Source organism: Micromonospora sp. NPDC005413, assembly GCF_040606435.1.
Taxonomy (GTDB): Bacteria; Actinomycetota; Actinomycetes; order Mycobacteriales; family Micromonosporaceae; genus Micromonospora.
Genome location: NZ_JBEXEV010000022.1, coordinates 75023 through 91886 on the forward strand (window position 1 = coordinate 75023; position 16864 = coordinate 91886).

Consider the following 16864-nt stretch of genomic DNA (forward strand, 5'->3'; position numbering starts at 1 on the left):
CCCAACGCCGCGTTGGCCGCTGCCCGCGCGGATCGTACGCCGGTCCGGGACGTTCGGGTGGGTGTTCGCGATCCACACCCGGAACGACGGCGTTTGCGCTGGCAGGCCGAGGGAACACAAATCGGAGTAACCGGACTGGAGGAGGAGCATCGTGGGTGACTTCATGGACAAGGCCAAGGACTTCGCGGACAAGCATGACAAGCAGGTCGACCAGGGTGCGGAGAAGGCCGGCGACATGGCCGACAAGCGCACCGGCGGCAAGTACGACGACCAGATCGACAAGGGCGTCGACCAGGCCCAGGCGCGCACCGGTGAGGGCGACCAGGTCCGCTGACGCACCAGACGCCTCCCGGGCCGCCGAGCCATCGGCGGCCCGGGAGTGTTCTGTTCGGACGCTGCGCCGGTCAGCGCTGCGGTTCCTCGCGTAACTCGTCCACTGAGGTGGGTCGACCGCTCAACGCGTCGCGCAGCCGGTCGACCAGACCGGTGCCGGGGGCGAGCAGCCTGTTCGCCGGCGGGTGGTCCGGTGCTCCCGGGTGTGGCCGGGTCGGGCCGAACTTCTTGACCGCCGTCACCTTGTCGGCGACCTCGATCAGCTCCTCCCGGGCCGTCGCGGCGCGAAGCCGGGGGAAGAGTTCGTTCTCCTCCTCCCGCACGTGGTGTCGGATGGTGGTGGTCAGGTGGGCGAGCAGCTCGTCGAAGCGAGGGTCGGACGGCTCGACGGATTCCAGCTCCTTCATGGTCCGCTCGGCGTCTGCGTGCTCAGCGATCTCGCGGTCGGCGATCTCGTCGCCGTCGGGCAGTGCCTTTCGGGCGATCGGATAGACGTACGCCTCCTCGGCCACCGAGTGGCGGACGAGCTCGGCGATCACCACATCGACGAGTTGGCGGCGATGCTCGAGCGTGCCCTGCCGAGTCTCCAACTCGACGAAGAGAGTCTCGAACTCACGGTGGTCGGCGACCAGGATGTCGATGGCGTCGTGGTCGTCGGTGGACTGCGGGTTGCTCATCTCACGGCCCCTTACCGGTTGCGGATCGGTGGGAGGTGTGTGGCCCTTCGTACCCCCACGGGGCTGCACAAACCTACGTTCGACGATGGGTTTGCGGTGTCGGTCCAACGGGTGCGGCACCGCAGCGGTCGTCGACGCGCGCACCTCGCTGCCCGGACGCGTGACGACGGAAGGGCCGGCCTCCCCGACAGGGAGAGACCGGCCCGGTGAACCGTCAGGATCAGGCGGAGTAGCCGCGCTCGGCGATCCAGTTGGCGACCTTCGGCAGACTCATCCAGTACTCGCCCAACGCCGGGTCGGCCGGGTCGGCAACCCGGATGGTGTCGCCACCGTCGCGGTAGCCGACCAGGGTCAGGTAGTGGCCGCCCTCGTACGAGTGCGGGTTGCCGTCGGTGTCCACGGTCGTGCCCTTGATGTTGGCGACCACCGGCCGGCCGGCGTCCACCGCGGCCAGCACGTCCCGGCGCAGCTGCTCGACCTGGTCGGGGCGAGCCACCGAGTCACGGATTTCGGTCGTCCGGTACCTGCCACCGGTCAGCTCGTTGAGCACCCGCGTGGTGTCCAGGGCCGAGGGAGTGCCCGCCTCGGTGGTGCCGAGCAGCTTGGCAACCTCGTCCTGGGACAACGCCTTGCCCTGGGCGGACAACGCGATCCGGGTCGCGGCCGGACCGCAGTAGTAGAAGTTGGGCTGGGCCTGGTAGTCGATGCCGAGGATCCGCTCGGCGGATCGGTCGGTCTGGCTCGACGAGGTCGGGGCGGCCGGCACCGGGGCGGCCTGCGCGGCTACCGCCGGGCCGAGGGCGCAACCGCCGGCGACCAGCAGGCCGGCGACGGACAGACCGCTCTTCTGGATGATCGGGTTCATGGTCGAGTCTCCGTTCGGGGGTTGGCGCCTCCGACGGGCGGAGGGCGGCAGCACCGGGAATGGCGCTCGGCTCAGCACGGGGCGACGACCAGCGGCGGGTCTCAGCCGTGGGCGTACCGGGACGTAACCGTCCTGCTCCCGCCTGCATTCCGCCTCAAGGCTGGGGGACCCGGTGCAACCCGGTCAGCAGATGACGAACCTCCCAAGGGCGGTGCTGCTGTCAGCTCAGAGGCTCCCCAGCAGCCGCGTCACGGTGATCTCGATGACCACCCGCTCCGGATTCGGACGTGGGGTCCGATACCGCTCGGCATAGCGGCGCTCCGCCTCCGCCACCGCGGCTCGATCCGATCGGAGCACCGCGCGGCCCTCGATGGTCAGCCAGCGGCGGCCATCCACGTGGCACACGGCCACCGCCGCGCCGGCCGAGCCGGCGGCGGCCACCTGACGGGCCTTGTGGGAGGCGCCGGAGGTGATGACCCGGGCCAGTCCGGCCGCCGGGTCGAGGGTGACCCCGACCGGTACGACGTGCGGGGTGCCGTCGGCGCGCAGAGTGGTCAGCGTCGCGAGGTGTCGTTCCGCGCAGAAGGCGGCAACGCGCTCATCGCGCACGTCCAACCGATGATCGCCCGCCATGCCCGTCCCCTGTCCGCCGAACCGACCTCGATCATGGCACGCGGCGGCGTGCCCGGTCCGGGTCCGGCGGGGCGTCCGGCTGACCGGGCAGTTGACGACCGGCCGCCCGGCGCTGGTGCACCAGCCGGGTGAGGTAGATCAGCGCGGCGGCCAGGACACCCATGTCATCCAGGTAGATCGGGTCCGGGAGCACGTCGACCGGGAAGATCGTGTAGATCAGCGCCCCGTAGAAGGCGACCTTGCCGCCCGCACCGAGCCCGGTCAGCAGCCGCCGCGTACGCACCACCCGCACCGCCAGCACCACGGCACCCACCAGTGTGGCGATCGCCAGGATGCCGGCGATCACCACGAGGACCCACGCCTGTCGGGACATGCCGTCACGCTAACCCACCCGACGCCGCGCGGATCAGAACGCGGGCACCGTCGCGCGGCCTCGGGCGATCACCGTGTTTTCCCGGGTCTGCTCAACCGACGGTCGGGCAACCTCGCTGAGCGGCAGCACCGACGCCGACTCCGCGACCCGTCGTCCGGTGGCAGCATGGGCCTCCTCGCGCAGACTGCGGGCCGCCGCCACGGCCAACTCCGCCGCCCGCCACGCCACCTGCTCCTGCTCGCGGGCGGTGGTGTGCCTGGCCGCCAGATTCTCCCGGATCGCCCGCTGCAGCACCAGCTCCTGCTCGACCGGGTGCAGCCGGGGGTCCCAGCCGTCGCGGTGTGCGAAGACGTCGCTGAGCTGCTCCACCGACAGCTCCCGCCGCCAGTACGCGTCCAGCGCGGCACGGTGCAGGTAGCGCTCGCGGTCCACGTACTCGGCCGGAGTCTGGGCGGTGTGCGGCAGCGGCATCGCGGTTGCCGCGCCAAGCCGCCGCACGGCCGCCTCGGCCGCCTCGTACGCCTGCCAGGCTGCCTCGACCGTCTCCTGCGCGGCCACCCACTCCGCCCGACGGCGCTGAGCGGTGGTGATTGCCCGCTCGGCTGCCACCGCGACCTCCTGCGCGTAGCGGCTCTGCTCCCGTTCCTCCCGCGCCTGTTCGAACTGGCTCGGCATGGCAGCGCGGCGGATCCGGGCGCCGGGGTCGAGGCGGAGCCGGCCGGGGCGCAGCAGGAGAACGGAGACAGCGACCCCGACCACCCCGAGCAGGCTCAGCCAGATGACGGCGGCCCGGGACAGGTCGGGCAGGACGGTGGAGAGGATGGTTTGCATGATCAGCACCTCGCGCTCGAAGGCGGGTTCGACGGGTGGCAAAGAGGAGCCCGACAGCACCGGTCGGCCGGGTGGCGGGGTGATCCCGTCGGCGTCGACTCAGGTGCCGCGACGGATTACCCGGGACCGGGCCCCGGGGATCGCCGGGCCTGGATCAGCGGGTGGGCGGGCCGCGTCGCGCAGGAGTGCCACGGCCGGGATCGATGGCCGGCGTATGCTCCTGGCCCGCAGCGACCGGACCGGCCGGCGCGGCGGTGTCGACCGTGTCAACCGGTCGGGCGGCAGCGGGCTGGGCAGCCCGCTCGGTGGCCGGGGCGGCATCGGGGCGGACAGTGGCCACCCGGCTGCTCACGGCGCTGGGCCGCAGCTGCGTCGGGGCGGGCGGTGGGGTCGCGGCGAGGGCGCCACCGAGGCCGACCGCGAGCACCAGCGCGGTGACCGCCAGCCGGGTCAGCTCCCGCAGTGACCGCAGCACAGCCCATCGGGCTGGGCGGACAGACGCTGCGGACGACACCCGACCAACCTATCGCCCGCCCCGACGTGTCGCAGCACGGCGACGGCCCGGTCTGGCGTGACCGCCACCACCATGCGCACTGTGGACGTCACCGACCGACGCCCCGGGAAAGACGGTGCCCCCGGCCGGATCGTTCCGGTCGAGGGCACCGCGCATCGTTCGGGTGGCACCGCCGGTGATGATGATCAACGGCGGCGCATCGTGCTCAGTCGCCGGTGCCCAGCACCGGGGGCGCTGCTTTCCCGCCGTCCCGCCACACCATCTCGTCCTCGGTCAACCAGGTCAGCCGCTCATCGGAGTCGTCGTCCTGAGATCGACCGTGCCCGCCGAGCACCCCGGGCCGCCCGGCACCGCTGCCGCCCGCCCCGCGGCCGGAACCTGCGTTGCGGCCGGTCGTGGCCGCCTGGCCGCCGCGCTGGCCGTCCATGCTGCGCCCGATCCCGCTGGCGGAGCGACTTTCAGCCGGGGTCGCACCACCGGTCGGACGGACCGAGGGGGTGGGCGTGCTGCCCGAACCGGCGAGCGCGGCGGTGCGCAGCACCCCGCCGGCCGGTGCCCCGCCCTGCGCTCCGTAGAGCAGACCCGGGCCACCGCTGGCGCCAGCGGCCACCGTGGTCGGCCCGGACAGGCCGACCAGCCCGGCGGCACCACCCGCGATCAGCGCGCCGCCGATCAGCGGGTCTGCTCCGGCGAGGGAGGTGCCGCTGGGACCGGAGGCGCTGCCGGTGCCGACCGGGCCGGTGGCGACGGCTGGCGTGCCACCGGTGCCCGGGGCGTTCTCGCCGAGGATCGAGCCGTCGCCGGGGCCCGGCGGCGGCGCAGCGCGCCTGGATGTCGCGACGGTCGCGCCGCCCGTGCGCGCGTTGACACCGGTGCTGGTGGGTCCGGCAGTCACCTTGGCGATGGCCGGGACACTCTGCGGCGTCGTCGAATCCTTGCTGATCTTGCCCGGGGTGTCCGGGTCAGGCAGGGGTGGATCGACCACCCGGTCGTAGGCGGAGAGCTCGTAACCGCTGGCCAACTCGGCCACCACGGTCACCATCCGCTGATGGGCCTTCTCCTGCTCGGCCTTGTCCTGCTGGTGACCCGCCACGCCCCCGATCAGGGCGCCGGTCAGACCGAAGGCGGCACCCTTGATCGCGCCGGAGATCAACTGGTCGTTGTCGTCGGTCTCCTCCGGGCTCTCGGCCTGCTTGCGGGCGGTGCGCAGATGGTCGGCCATCAGGGTCAGCCCCTGCTTGACGCCGGCCATCCCCTCGCCCAACGCGTCGGTGTGAACGACGATCAGGCTGAGTCGCCGTTGGAACTCCAGACCTGCGGAGCCCGTCCAGGTGTTGCCGAGCTTCTCGAGGTCGCCGCTCAGCTCCCGGCCGAAACCGTCCAGGACGCCCTTGAGCTCAGCCCACTGGGCGGCCACGCCCTCGATCTGCTCCGGCTTGCCGGCCATCACACCGTCGTACAGCTGCTGGTGGCTGCTGCCCTCGTAGCGCTGGGTGTACTCAGACACGCCCGTCCTCCTTCGGCTGCAACGCCCGGTCGACCCCGTTCAGCGCGGCGGTGACATCGGTGGCGTTGGCCGCGTTACGCGCCTCGGTGGTGCGGTAGTTGGTGAGGATCGTGCTGGTCGCCTGCTGTGCCGCCAGCACCGCCTGCCGGACCCGTTCCGCCTGGTCGACGTAGGACTGGTGAACCTCGCTGTAACGCCGCGCCTTGTCGGTGGCGTCGAAGAACGCACCCAACGCCGGGGGGCGGCACTGCATCTCGGTGTTGAGCTTGCGCAGCACCGACTCCACCTGGGTCAACCGCGACGCCAGGTGCTGGTGGAAGTCCTCTAGGGACAGCAGGTCAACTTCCGTACGCCCGGTCATGGCAACATCCCCGTCGTTCTGGTTGACAACCGTCAGCGACATCCAGGTTAGTCCACCGCTGCGACTCCGTGCGACCCGTCAAACCTGCTCAGCCGTCGGCACCGGTCGATCCGACGGGCATCCCACCGCCCGCCCCGCCGGTCGGGGTAGCGCCGCTGGCCGGAGCGGATGGCGTCGACCCTGACGGTGGTGCGGCGGACGACGGCGCGGGAGACGACGGCGCGGCGGACGACGGCGTGGGGGACGACGGTGCGGCGGCTGTCCGTGCGGCCGGCGCCGGCACGTCTGGCGAGAAGACCTTCAACGCGTCCTCGACGTCCAGGGTGGGCCCGGTCGGGATCAGTGCGAGCAGCGAGCCGGGCACCGCCAGCGGGGTGATCCCGCCGTAGCCGAGCACGGCCAGCGTCTCCGCCGAACCGAGCGGATACCGGATGCCCTGCGGGCTGATCAGGTAGACCGTCGACCCGGCGGCACCGGATCCGCTGGTCCCGGCACCGGGCGAGGCCTGCGCGATGACACCCTTCCCGCCGGGCAGCAGCACCGCTTCGGCGGTGCGTACGGCGTCCCGTCTGGTCTGTCGCACCGGCACCGGGCCCGGATCAGTCGCGGTCAGCTCAGCCGGCGCCCGGTCGAAGACCTCCAGGGTGGTGGTCGGCGGGCCGCCAGCGGTGCCCGCCCGGTACGTCGCGCACAGCACGGTCTGACCGGACTGGGCCGGGTAGAGGGTGGGCATCGTCGGCGGCAGCCCTTCCTCCTCGACTCGTTGATTGACGTACAGATCGCCGGCCTGGTCCGGGGTGATGTCGGTGATCTGACCGCCGCCGCTGACCATCAGCAGGGCGGTGATCTCACTGATCGAGACGAGACCTTCCTCGGTCAGCACGTAGTGCCGTCCGGCGGCCCGGAACACCTGACCGATGACGGACGTCCGGTTGGCCACGCTCTGCCTGCTGCGGTCACCCTCGCCGGGCAGCAACGGCTTGCGCAGCGGTGGCCCCGCCGGTACGGCGTTGAGCAGTTGCTGCCCGACCCGCAGCCGCGCGGCACCGGACATCTTCAACGCCGCGATCGTCCGCTCCCCATCGGGCACCTGGAGTCGGGTGTTGTTGGTCAGCAGGTGCAGCTGGTTGTCCACCACGACCAGCGCCGAGCGGTCGCCCAGCGGCGTGCCGCCCGGCAGCGCCCGGTCGATCACCACCCGGGTGCTGGAACGCTGCGTGTCGACCGGGTCGGGCACGTCGCAGACCGACCAGGGCAGCCCGGTCAGCGACTTGCGGTCCGGTAGGGCGTCCGGTGCCCCGACGATGCCGAGGGTGCGCCCGCGTGGCCGGTCCCGTAGCGACGCCTGGGACATCGTCCGCACCTCCGCGTCCGGCTTGTTCAGGATCAGGCGGGCCGAGGTGTAGTTGAGCGTCGGAAGCAACTGCCCGTTCAGGAACACGTACGTCGCGCCGGTCTCCCGCTCGATGACCAGAGTCTGGTCTTGCAGTGGCGCGGTGTTTCCGGTCAACTGGCCGTAGGCACCCACCCCACCGAGCACCACGGCGGCGGTGATGACGCTGCCGAAGACCGCCATGCCGAGCCGTCGCATCGGCAGGTTGGTGGTCTCCGGATCGCCCGACAGCAACGCGGAGACGATCCGGCGGGTGACGAAGCGGTACGCCTGCACCTGATCGCGGCGGGTCCGCATGACTTACCTCCGGCGGGGTGGATCCGCGACGATCAGGTCGGGGTGCCGTCGCGGGCTTCCCTACGATAAGGGGCCGGCGGCGGTTCCTCGGGACCGCCGCCCGTGGCCGGCACCGGACCAACCCGGCGCAGAGCCGTACCGTGCAGGAGGGACAGTCAGCGATGACGCAGGTTCAGGCGCGACCCGCCCGATCGGCCACGGGCCCGTCCGACGGTTCGACGCGGTCGACGCCGCCGACGGAACGGCCCGGCCGTGGGCGGATCGGCCCCGTGCTCGTCGGGCAGCTCGTCGTGCTGGAGTTGTGCGTGGTCGGCGTCTGGGCCGCGACGGCCGGGCCCAGCTGGCTGCTCGCCACGGTGGGCGCCGTGGCGGTGCTGATCGTCCTGGCCGCCTTCGTCCGCCGAGGTGGCCGCTGGTGGTTCGAGGATCTGCTGCTGCGCCGGCGGCTGCGGCGACGCGTCGAACGCGCCTCGGCCGCACTGGCCGGCGACACGGCGACGGACCCGCGGTTGGCTGCGCTCGCCCCCGAGCTGAGCGTCATCGAGTTGACCGACCGGGGCACCCGGCTCGGCATCGGGCAGGACGACCAGGGCTGGTTCGCCGCGGTCGCGTTGCAGTCCGCCACCGGCGCCACGGTCGGTTCGGTGGACGCGTCCACTGTCGACCGCGCACTGCGGGTGCTCACGGACTTCAGCGCGCCAGTCTCCCGGGCCCAGGTGGTCGCACACACCCTGGTCTGGTATCCGGCACCCGGTGCGCCGCCGGCGGCGCACCGGACCGTCTGGGTGGCGCTGCGGCTTACCGTCAGTGATGCCCGGGTGGAGGCGGTGAGTCGGGGCGGCGGGCTGCCCGGCGTGCACCGGACGGTGGCTGCGGGGATCGGTCGGCTGGGCAAGGCGCTGACCTCCGCGGGCCTGACCCACCGGCCGCTGGGCCGGGAGGAACTGCGCACGGCCATCGTCTCGGCAGCCGGGTTGGACCTGGTGCCGGAGGCGCCGGCGGAAACCTGGCGGGGGCTGCGCGGCGGCGGCTGGACACACCGCTGCATGACCCTGCGGGGTCGTTCGGACGCACCGCTCGGGCCGCTGGTGGACGCGATCACCGCGACCTCGGCACCCTCGCACACGGTGGCCGCGACGGTGTCGATGGACGGTCGGGTGGCGGCGCCGCTGTTGCGGGTCGCAGCGATGGACAACCACGTCGAGGCGCTGGTCAAGGTGGTCCGTGAGGTGGTGCAACGGGTGGGCACGTCCACCCGACCCATGGACGGTCAGCACGCTCCGGGCGTCTACGCCACCGCGCCGGTCGCGTCGGCGCTGGGTGTCTCCACCCGCCCGCAACCGCGCTGACCGCCGGGGCGGGAACACGCGGTCAGGGCCGGAGGTTGACGACCCAGCCGTAGAGGCCGCACACCCAGAAGGCGAGCGGGACCAGCGAGATGATCAGCAGGATCTCGGCGATGTCGAGCAACCGGCCCCAGACCGGTGAGATGCGCTTACCGGCGACGCTCAGACCGTAGATCAGGCTGACCACGGCGGCCAGCACCAGCCCGCCCAGGATCAGGCCGAGCCGGACCGGCAGCGACCCACCGGCGAAGGTGGCCGCAGCGGCCAGACCCAGCCCTCCAGTGCCGGCCAGCAGCACCGGGGTGCGCTGGGCGCGGCCCAGGAGCGGTCGGGCCCGTAGCAGCGACAGCAGGGCCAGCACCAGGCACAGCAGCACCGCCGACAGGCGGCCGTCCAGGGCCAGCACCAGTTGCGCGCCCAGCACCAGCAACGACACGGTCCACAGCAGACCGGTCAGGAACTGGTCGGCACGTTCGCTCTGCTGGAGCACCTGCCGGCCGTCCACCGACTCGCTGTCGGTCTTCAGGTCCTCCGGACCGGTCGGGATCGATGGCACCGGCAGCCGGGCCAGCCGGTAGGCCGCCATCGGCAGCGCCGGCACCATGCCGAACGCGACCGCCGCCACCACCGCGGCGGAGGCCGGCGCATCGAGGCCGAGGACCAGGCAGAGCAGCGCGCCCAGGCCGGTCGCCGCTAGCACCCCGATCGCGGCGAAGAAGAGGGGGTACCGGTCGCCGACCGCCAGCACGGCCACCGCTCCGGCGATCACCGCCGCGGTCGCCCCGAGCAGGACGTGTGCGCTGGCCAGCTCGGTCAGCGGTCGATCACCCGCGAGCAGCAGCAGGCCGCCGGTGGCGGCATATGCCAGGCCGACCATTGCCAGCACCGCGCCGGTGCGGCTGTCACCGGCGGCCCTGGACAGCACCGCCGCGCCTACCAACAACGTCACCGCGACCAGCAGGGCGGCCACCGCGCCGGGCAGGTGCGGAGGGCCCGCGAAGAGCGCGGCCAGCGCGCCGGCGCCAAGCGCCGCAGCGGCGAAGACCACCGCGAAGGACCGGGTCGCGTCGACCTGCCAGGCACCGGGGCGTTGGTTGGTCGCGGTGGCGACCGCATCCACCACATCGTCGAAGACGATCTCCGGCGCGGCCGCGGACCGGGGGTTGAAGTAGAGCACCTCACCGTCACGGACGCTGAGCTGCGCAGCGGTACGCCCGCCGTCCAGGGGTGCACCCCCCAACCGGGACAGAGCCCAGCCGCCGTGCCGCGCACCCTCGTCGGCCATGTCCTCCCCGGCGTAGCGCAGCAGGGTGGGGAGCAGGTCGGCCATCGGCACGTCCGATGGCAGCGCCAGATCCATCCGGGTACGCGGAGCCACGATGGTGATCCGGCTCAGACCACCGGTCGCCGTCTTCGTCGCCACAGTGGCCTCCAGGTGTGCGTCTGTGATGGGCTGGCCGCGATGCCGCGGTGCGGGTCCACCGCGCCCACGGCAGATTACCTACGATGGCGGGCACGTACGATGCCCACCCGCGGGCTCAGGTCCGCGGCGGCACGTCATCAGGGCCGCTTCTGGGGAGGAGACAGCCGTGAGCACGGTGGTGTTCCGCAGGCTCCCGCGTCAACCGGGACCGGCCTTACCGCGCGGCGAGGTGCTGCTGGAGACTCCTCCGGAGCTGCCCGAGCCGGCGCCCCGCGGGATGGGGCAGCTGCTCATGATCCTGCCGATGTTCTGCGGGGTCGGCGCGATGGCGTTCCTCTATGCCGGCAAGGGCGGCGGCATGATGACGTACGTCGCCGGTGGTCTGTTCGGCGTGTCGATGCTGGGCATGGCGATCGGGTCGCTGGCGAACAGCGGTGGCAAGGACAAGGCCGAGCTGAACGCCGACCGCCGCGACTACATGCGCTACCTGGCCCAGATGCGCAAGCGCACCCGGCGTGCCGCGGAGCAGCAGCGTGCGGCGATGGCCTGGCGGCACCCGGAGCCCGACGCGCTCTGGTCGATCGCCGCGTCCCGGCGGCTCTGGGAGCGGCGGATCACCGAGGACGACTTCGGCGAGACCCGGATCGCGCTCGGCCCGCAGCGTCTCGCTGTGGAGATCGTCCCACCGGAGACGAAGCCGGTGGAGGACCTGGAACCGATGAGCGCCATCGCGCTGCGCCGGTTCGTCCGCGCACACTCCACCGTGCCCGAGTTGCCCACCGCGCTGTCGGTGCGCGCGTTCAGCCGGGTGGTGCTCCGCGGCGACCGCGAGCCCGTGCTCGGCCTGACCCGGGCGGCGCTCGGTCAGCTGGCTACCTTCCACGCCCCGGACGACCTGGTGATCGCGGTGGTCGCCGCGCCCGACCGGCAGTCCTCCTGGGACTGGGTGAAGTGGCTCCCGCACGCACACCACAGTGGCCGTACGGACGCCGCCGGCGCACGCCGGCTGGTCTTCGCCAGTCTGACCGAGACCGAGGCATCGCTCACCGCTGAGCTGGCTGGGCGGCCTCGGTTCGCCCCGGAGGCCAAGCCGCTGACCACCGCCCCGCACCTGGTCGTGGTGATCGACGGGGGCGAGATCTCGCCGACCTGCCAGCTGATGGGCCCGGGCCTGCTCGGCACCACCGTGATCGACCTCTCCGGGACGGTGCCGCGCGATGCCGGCCGCTGGCTGCTCTGCCTCGACGTGGGTGACGGAAGCTCGCTCGACCTGGTCCGGGGCAGTTCGTCGTCGCCGCTGGGTCGACCCGACCAGCTCAGCGCCGAGGCCGCCGAGGGGCTGAGCCGGCAGATCGCTCCCTACCGGCTCTCCCAGCAGCAGACCAGCAACGAGGAGCCGCTGGCCCGCAGCACGGAACTGCCGGACCTGCTCGGCGTGGGAGACGCCGCGACGGTCGACGTCCAGAACACCTGGCGACCGCGTGGTCACCGGGACCGGCTGCGCATTCCGCTCGGCGTCGGCCCGGACGGCAACGTGGTCGAGCTCGACTTCAAGGAGTCGGCGCACGAGGGCATGGGCCCGCACGGTCTGGTGATCGGTGCGACCGGCTCCGGCAAGAGCGAGCTGCTCCGTACGGTGGTGGCCGCGTTGGCGGTGACCCACTCGTCGGAGGAACTGAACTTCGTCTTGGTGGACTTCAAGGGCGGCGCGACGTTCGCCTCGCTGGAGGCGCTGCCGCACACCAGCGCGGTGATCACCAACCTGGCCGACGAGTTGCCGCTGGTCGACCGGATGCGCGACGCGCTCGCTGGCGAGATGGTGCGCCGGCAGGAGCTGCTGCGGGCCGCCGGCAACTACGTCTCCCGCTTCGAGTACGAGAAGGCCCGCGCGGCCGGTGAGCCGCTGGCCCCGATGCCCAGCCTGTTGATCATCTGTGACGAGTTCAGCGAGCTGCTCGCCGCCAAGCCCGACTTCATCGACCTGTTCGTGATGATCGGCCGGTTGGGCCGGTCGCTCGGCGTGCACCTGCTGCTCGCCAGCCAGCGGCTCGAAGAGGGCAAGCTGCGCGGCCTGGACACTCACCTGTCGTACCGGATCGGTCTGCGTACCTTCTCCGCCGTGGAGAGCCGGATCGTGCTCGGCGTGCCGGACGCGTACGAGCTGCCGAACGCGCCGGGCCACGGCTACCTGAAGACGGACACCAGCACGATGCTGCGGTTCCGGGCGGCGTACGTGTCGGGGGCGTACCGGGCGCCGGGGCAGCAGGCCTCCGCCTCGCAGGCGCTGGTGCAGCGTCGGATCGTGCCGTACGGTCTCGACTTCATTCCGGCGCAGACACCGCAGATGCCGGTGGACACCGCGCCGGAGCCGGAGCAGCCGGCCGACGGCAAGGCCGTGGCGATGCTCGACGTGCTGATCGACCAGCTCAAGGGGCGGGGCCGCCCGGCACACCAGGTGTGGCTGCCGCCGCTGGCCGACCCGCCGGGCCTGGGCGAGCTGCTCGGCCCGCTGGCGGTCGACCCGACCTACGGGCTGTGCACCGCCTCCTGGGCCGGGCGCGGGCGGCTGACCGTGCCGGTAGGTGTGGTGGACCGCCCGTACGAGCAGCGCCGTGACCCGATGATGGTCGAGTTGGCCGGGGCCGGCGGCAACGTGGTCATTGTGGGCCGCTCACTGAGTGGCAAGAGCACGATGCTGCGTACGCTGCTCGCCTCGCTGGCGCTCACCCACACGCCACGTGAGGTGCAGTTCTTCTGCCTGGACTTCGGCGGCGGCGCGCTGCGCAGCCTGGAGCGGTTGCCGCACATGGCCGGGGTGGCCGGTCGGCGGGACGTCGAGGCGGTGCGCCGGACGGTGGCTGAGGTGGTCGCCGTCCTGGATGACCGGGAGGCGCGCTTCGCCCAGCACGGCATCGACTCGGTGGCCAGCTACCGTCGTCGACGGGCCGCCGGTGAGTTCGCCGATGACCCGTTCGGTGACGTGTTACTGGTGGTGGACGGCTGGAACACGCTGCGCCAGGAGTACGAGGAGCTGGAGCAGACCATCACCACGTTGGCCAACCGGGGCCTCGGCTTCGGCGTGCACGTGGTGCTGACCGCGATGCGGTGGGCGGAGATCCGGATCAACATGCGGGATCTGCTCGGCACCAAGCTGGAGCTGCGCCTCGGCGACGCGTCCGAATCCGAGATCGACCGCCGCGCGGCGATGAACGTGCCGGACAAGTCGCCCGGTCGCGGCCTGACCCGGGACAAGCTGCACTTCCTCACCGCCATCTCGCGGGTCGACGGCCGTCGGGACATCGAGGACCTGAGCGAGGCATCGCTGTCTCTGGCCGGGCACGTGGCGGCGAACTGGCCGGGCCGCCCGGCGCCGAAGGTGCGGCTGTTGCCGCGCCGGCTGCCGGTGACCGAGCTGGTCCGGATCATCGACCGGTCGGCGCCCGGTCTGCCCATTGGTGTCAACGAGTCGGCGCTCGCGCCGGTCTACCTCGACCTGACCAACGAGCCGCACCTGACGGTGTTCGGCGACGCGGAGTGCGGCAAGACCAACCTGCTGCGGTTGATCGCCCGGGGCATCACCGAGCGATACACGCCCGCTCAGGCCCGGCTGGTGATCGCCGACTACCGTCGTGGCCTGCTGGGGGCGGTGGAGGGCGATCATCTGCTCGACTACGCCCCGTCCAACCAGGCGTTCGCACAGGGGCTCGGCTCGATCCGCAGCGCGCTGTCCAACCGGCTGCCCGGTCCGGACGTGACCACCGCCCAGCTGCGCGATCGCAGCTGGTGGAAGGGTCCGGACCTGTACATCCTGGTGGACGACTACGACCTGGTGGCCTCCGGTGGGAGCAACCCCCTCAGCGCCCTGCAGGAGTTGTTGCCGCAGGCCCGCGACATCGGTCTCCACCTGATCATCACGCGTCGGGTCGGTGGGGTGTCCCGGGCGCTCTACGAGCCGGTGCTGCAGCGGTTGCGCGAGTTGGACTCGCCGGGCCTGCTGATGTCCGGCAACCGGGAGGAGGGCGCGGTCTTCGGCGCGTTGCGACCGAGCCCGCAACCGCCCGGCCGGGGCACCCTCGTCCGCCGCCGCGACGGCCAGCAGCTGATCCAGACCGCCTGGGCCGAGCCGTCCTGAGTGGGGTGGGTCGTTCGGTAGGACGTGGTGGACCATCCCGGTCCGATTCACCACCATCCATCGAACGGTGCCGGTCAGGGCTGCGGGGGCTGGACAGGTTCCGCTACGGTCTTCACTGGAGTGTCCGTCGGTGGGGTGTTGGTGCCTTGCCGCGGGGGAGGAGTGCGGCGAAGCCGCCACCACAACATGACGGAAGGGTGTGAAGCATGGCGTTCGAGGTCGAAGCTGCGACTCTGCATACCGCCGCGAGTGACGTGCGGTCCACGCGCAGCGAGGTCGACGGCGAGCTGAAGAAGCTGTGGAACGTGGTCGACGACCTGGCCATGGCGTGGAAGGGTCAGGCGTCCACGGGCTTCCAGTCGCTGATGACGCGCTGGAACGAGGACACCGTCAAGCTGCTGACGGCGATGGACAACATCGCGGAACTGCTCGACAAGTCGGGTACGACGCACCAGGTCAACGACGAAGAGCAGCAGCAGATGCTGGATAAGTTCCACTCTGCTCTCAACCCGTGATCCGCAGCGAGCAGAGGAGGAAATCGTGACGATCAAAGTTGACTACGCGGTCCTCGAGAGCAGCAACCAGCAGATGCTGGCCATTTCGAAGACCATCGACGAGAAGCTCGACACGCTGCGGTCGATGCTGTCCAAGCTGCACTGGGACGGTGAGGACCGGGTCGCCTACGAGCAGCACCAGGCGAAGTGGGACACCGCGGTCCGGGACATCAACCGGATCCTGAACGAGATCGGCGGCGCCGTCGGCATCGCCCGTGAGAACTACGTCTCCACCGAGATGAGCAACTCCAAGGTGTGGGGCTGAGGCATTCGCCCATGCGGCTCCGGTCCGGTTAACCCGGGCCGGAGCCGCATTGCGTTGGCGTCGGCACAGCAGCGCGGCGACAGTGCGCTGCGCGGCGTCGGTCAGCCGGCGGCCGGTGAGTCGGTGCGTCGGCCGGGGCGCCAGCCGCGCTGGCGGCCACGGGCCACGATCGGTCGCGCGATCAGCAGCAGCACGGTGAGCAGCCCACCGATCGCCGCCGCCCAGATCGCGGCGGAACGTTGCCAGCTCAGCGGGTCGTCATGCACGACGGGCGCCTGGATCGCGCCGGCGGGCGGGTTCGCCCGGGTGCCCAGCAGGCTCGACACCGCCCGGTACGGATTGACCACCCCGTAACCGATGTCGGCGTTGTGGCCGTCCGGTGGGTTGTCCGCAGTGCGTTCCAGCCGTTCGGCGACCTGCTGCGGATTGAGATCCGGGTAGGCGGCCCGGACCAGCGCGGCCACTCCCGTGACGTACGCGGCGGCGAAGCTGGTGCCGCCGGTCGGCTCGGCGCGGTAACCAGGCCCCCTCGGCGCCGGTCCGATGATGTTCAACCCCGGTGCGGCGATGTCGACGTAGTCGCCGCTGATCGAGGTGCCCACGTGACCGCCCTGCTCGTCCACCCCACCGACAGCGATAACCCCGGGGTACGCGGCCGGGTACCCGGGCCTGTCCTGCTGCCCATCCTTGCGGTTGCCGGCGGCAGCGACCAGCACCACCCGCTTGGCCAGTGCGCGCTCCACGGCCGCCGTCAGTTCGGGGCCGGGAATGGTCGTCAGGGACAGGTTGATCACGTCGGCGCCCTGCGCGACCGCCCAGTCGATGGCCGCGGCGATCTGCGCGGGAAGTTGCAGGTCGTTGGTTTCCTTGAGGTCCGGCAGAACCCGGATCGGCAGGATGCGGGCAGCCGGGGCGATGCCGCTGAACGGAACGCCCGTGCCCTCCCGGCCCGCGATGATGCCGGCGATCATCGTGCCGTGTCCGGCCATGTCGCACTGGCCCTGGCTGGCCGGCAGATTGTTGAAGTCGCGGCCCGCGAGCACCTGACCCTTGAGGAGCGGGTGGGTGGCGGAGACCCCGGAGTCGATCACTGCCACTGTCACTCCGGCACCTCGGGACAGCGGCCACGCCGAGGACGGCTCCAGCCGGCGCAGAGCCCACGGCATCTCGGCCAGGCCCTCCTCACCGGCTGGGCCGCAGGCGGGCGGTGCCGCGGTCGCCGGGGAGGGTGCCACCAGGCCGGCGCCGAGCAGGGCCGCCAGCGTTCCACTGAGGACGGCTCGGACAGCACGTCCGGCACGAGGGGACGGGTTGATCGCGCTCAACGGCGGGCATTCGCGCACCCGCAGAGATTACCGCT

The 16864-nt window shown here is 71.9% G+C and carries 16 protein-coding genes; 5 read left to right on the top strand and 11 right to left on the bottom strand.

Annotated elements, in window-relative coordinates; translation table 11 throughout:
- Nucleotides 1-151: 151 nt before the first annotated feature.
- Nucleotides 152-334: an antitoxin gene (locus tag ABZS37_RS21855; RefSeq protein ID WP_238661326.1), complete on the top strand. Its 183-nt coding sequence runs from the start codon at nucleotides 152-154 to the stop codon at nucleotides 332-334.
- 70 nt (nucleotides 335-404) lie between these two features.
- On the opposite strand, the gene ABZS37_RS21860 is transcribed toward ABZS37_RS21855, so the two are convergent.
- From ABZS37_RS21860 to eccB, 9 genes are all read right to left on the bottom strand, one after another.
- Entirely contained in the window at nucleotides 405-1010 is a 606-nt protein-coding gene (locus ABZS37_RS21860) for a hemerythrin domain-containing protein (protein WP_355171571.1), read from the bottom strand.
- Nucleotides 1011-1230: 220 nt separating this feature from the next.
- Complete coding sequence (locus ABZS37_RS21865) at nucleotides 1231-1875, bottom strand: C39 family peptidase (RefSeq protein WP_355171573.1); 645 nt, start codon at nucleotides 1873-1875, stop codon at nucleotides 1231-1233.
- A 225-nt stretch (nucleotides 1876-2100) separates the two neighbouring features.
- On the bottom strand, nucleotides 2101-2508 hold the full coding sequence (locus tag ABZS37_RS21870; RefSeq protein ID WP_355171575.1) for a TIGR03618 family F420-dependent PPOX class oxidoreductase: 408 nt from the start codon (nucleotides 2506-2508) through the stop codon (nucleotides 2101-2103).
- A 31-nt stretch (nucleotides 2509-2539) separates the two neighbouring features.
- On the bottom strand, nucleotides 2540-2881 hold the full coding sequence (locus tag ABZS37_RS21875) for a YkvA family protein (protein WP_355171577.1): 342 nt from the start codon (nucleotides 2879-2881) through the stop codon (nucleotides 2540-2542).
- A 33-nt stretch (nucleotides 2882-2914) separates the two neighbouring features.
- Nucleotides 2915-3712 (bottom strand): hypothetical protein, encoded by a 798-nt coding sequence (locus ABZS37_RS21880; protein ID WP_355171579.1) that lies wholly within the window; start codon nucleotides 3710-3712, stop codon nucleotides 2915-2917.
- Between the two features lie 154 nt (nucleotides 3713-3866).
- Nucleotides 3867-4187, bottom strand: a complete 321-nt coding sequence (locus ABZS37_RS21885) for a hypothetical protein (protein ID WP_355171581.1) — start codon at nucleotides 4185-4187, stop codon at nucleotides 3867-3869.
- A 244-nt stretch (nucleotides 4188-4431) separates the two neighbouring features.
- A complete protein-coding gene (locus ABZS37_RS21890) occupies nucleotides 4432-5733 on the bottom strand; it encodes a hypothetical protein (protein WP_355171583.1) in 1302 nt (433 codons plus the stop codon).
- A complete protein-coding gene (locus ABZS37_RS21895) occupies nucleotides 5726-6136 on the bottom strand; it encodes a hypothetical protein (RefSeq protein ID WP_355171585.1) in 411 nt (136 codons plus the stop codon). Before ABZS37_RS21895 ends, ABZS37_RS21890 begins: the two co-directional genes overlap by 8 nt.
- Before the next feature lie 46 nt (nucleotides 6137-6182).
- Entirely contained in the window at nucleotides 6183-7784 is a 1602-nt protein-coding gene (gene eccB, locus ABZS37_RS21900; protein ID WP_355171587.1) for a type VII secretion protein EccB, read from the bottom strand.
- Between the two features lie 269 nt (nucleotides 7785-8053).
- Here eccB and ABZS37_RS21905 point away from each other — a divergent pair, with 269 nt between their 5' ends.
- On the top strand, nucleotides 8054-9133 hold the full coding sequence (locus ABZS37_RS21905) for a type VII secretion protein EccE (protein ID WP_355171589.1): 1080 nt from the start codon (nucleotides 8054-8056) through the stop codon (nucleotides 9131-9133).
- Between the two features lie 22 nt (nucleotides 9134-9155).
- Here the strand turns inward: ABZS37_RS21905 and eccD are convergent, their stop codons facing one another.
- Nucleotides 9156-10553, bottom strand: a complete 1398-nt coding sequence (eccD, locus tag ABZS37_RS21910; RefSeq protein WP_355171591.1) for a type VII secretion integral membrane protein EccD — start codon at nucleotides 10551-10553, stop codon at nucleotides 9156-9158.
- Between the two features lie 166 nt (nucleotides 10554-10719).
- Between eccD and eccCa the strand changes: the two genes are divergently transcribed.
- The 3 genes from eccCa to ABZS37_RS21925 all read left to right on the top strand — a co-directional run bounded on the left by eccCa (nucleotide 10720) and on the right by ABZS37_RS21925 (nucleotide 15504).
- On the top strand, nucleotides 10720-14685 hold the full coding sequence (gene eccCa / locus ABZS37_RS21915; RefSeq protein WP_355171593.1) for a type VII secretion protein EccCa: 3966 nt from the start codon (nucleotides 10720-10722) through the stop codon (nucleotides 14683-14685).
- A 206-nt stretch (nucleotides 14686-14891) separates the two neighbouring features.
- Complete coding sequence (locus ABZS37_RS21920) at nucleotides 14892-15200, top strand: WXG100 family type VII secretion target (RefSeq protein ID WP_354992552.1); 309 nt, start codon at nucleotides 14892-14894, stop codon at nucleotides 15198-15200.
- A 25-nt stretch (nucleotides 15201-15225) separates the two neighbouring features.
- Entirely contained in the window at nucleotides 15226-15504 is a 279-nt protein-coding gene (locus tag ABZS37_RS21925; protein ID WP_355171595.1) for a WXG100 family type VII secretion target, read from the top strand.
- Nucleotides 15505-15605: 101 nt separating this feature from the next.
- Here ABZS37_RS21925 and mycP read toward each other — a convergent pair whose 3' ends face one another.
- A complete protein-coding gene (mycP, locus tag ABZS37_RS21930) occupies nucleotides 15606-16847 on the bottom strand; it encodes a type VII secretion-associated serine protease mycosin (RefSeq protein ID WP_355171597.1) in 1242 nt (413 codons plus the stop codon).
- Between the last annotated feature and the right edge of the window lie 17 nt (nucleotides 16848-16864).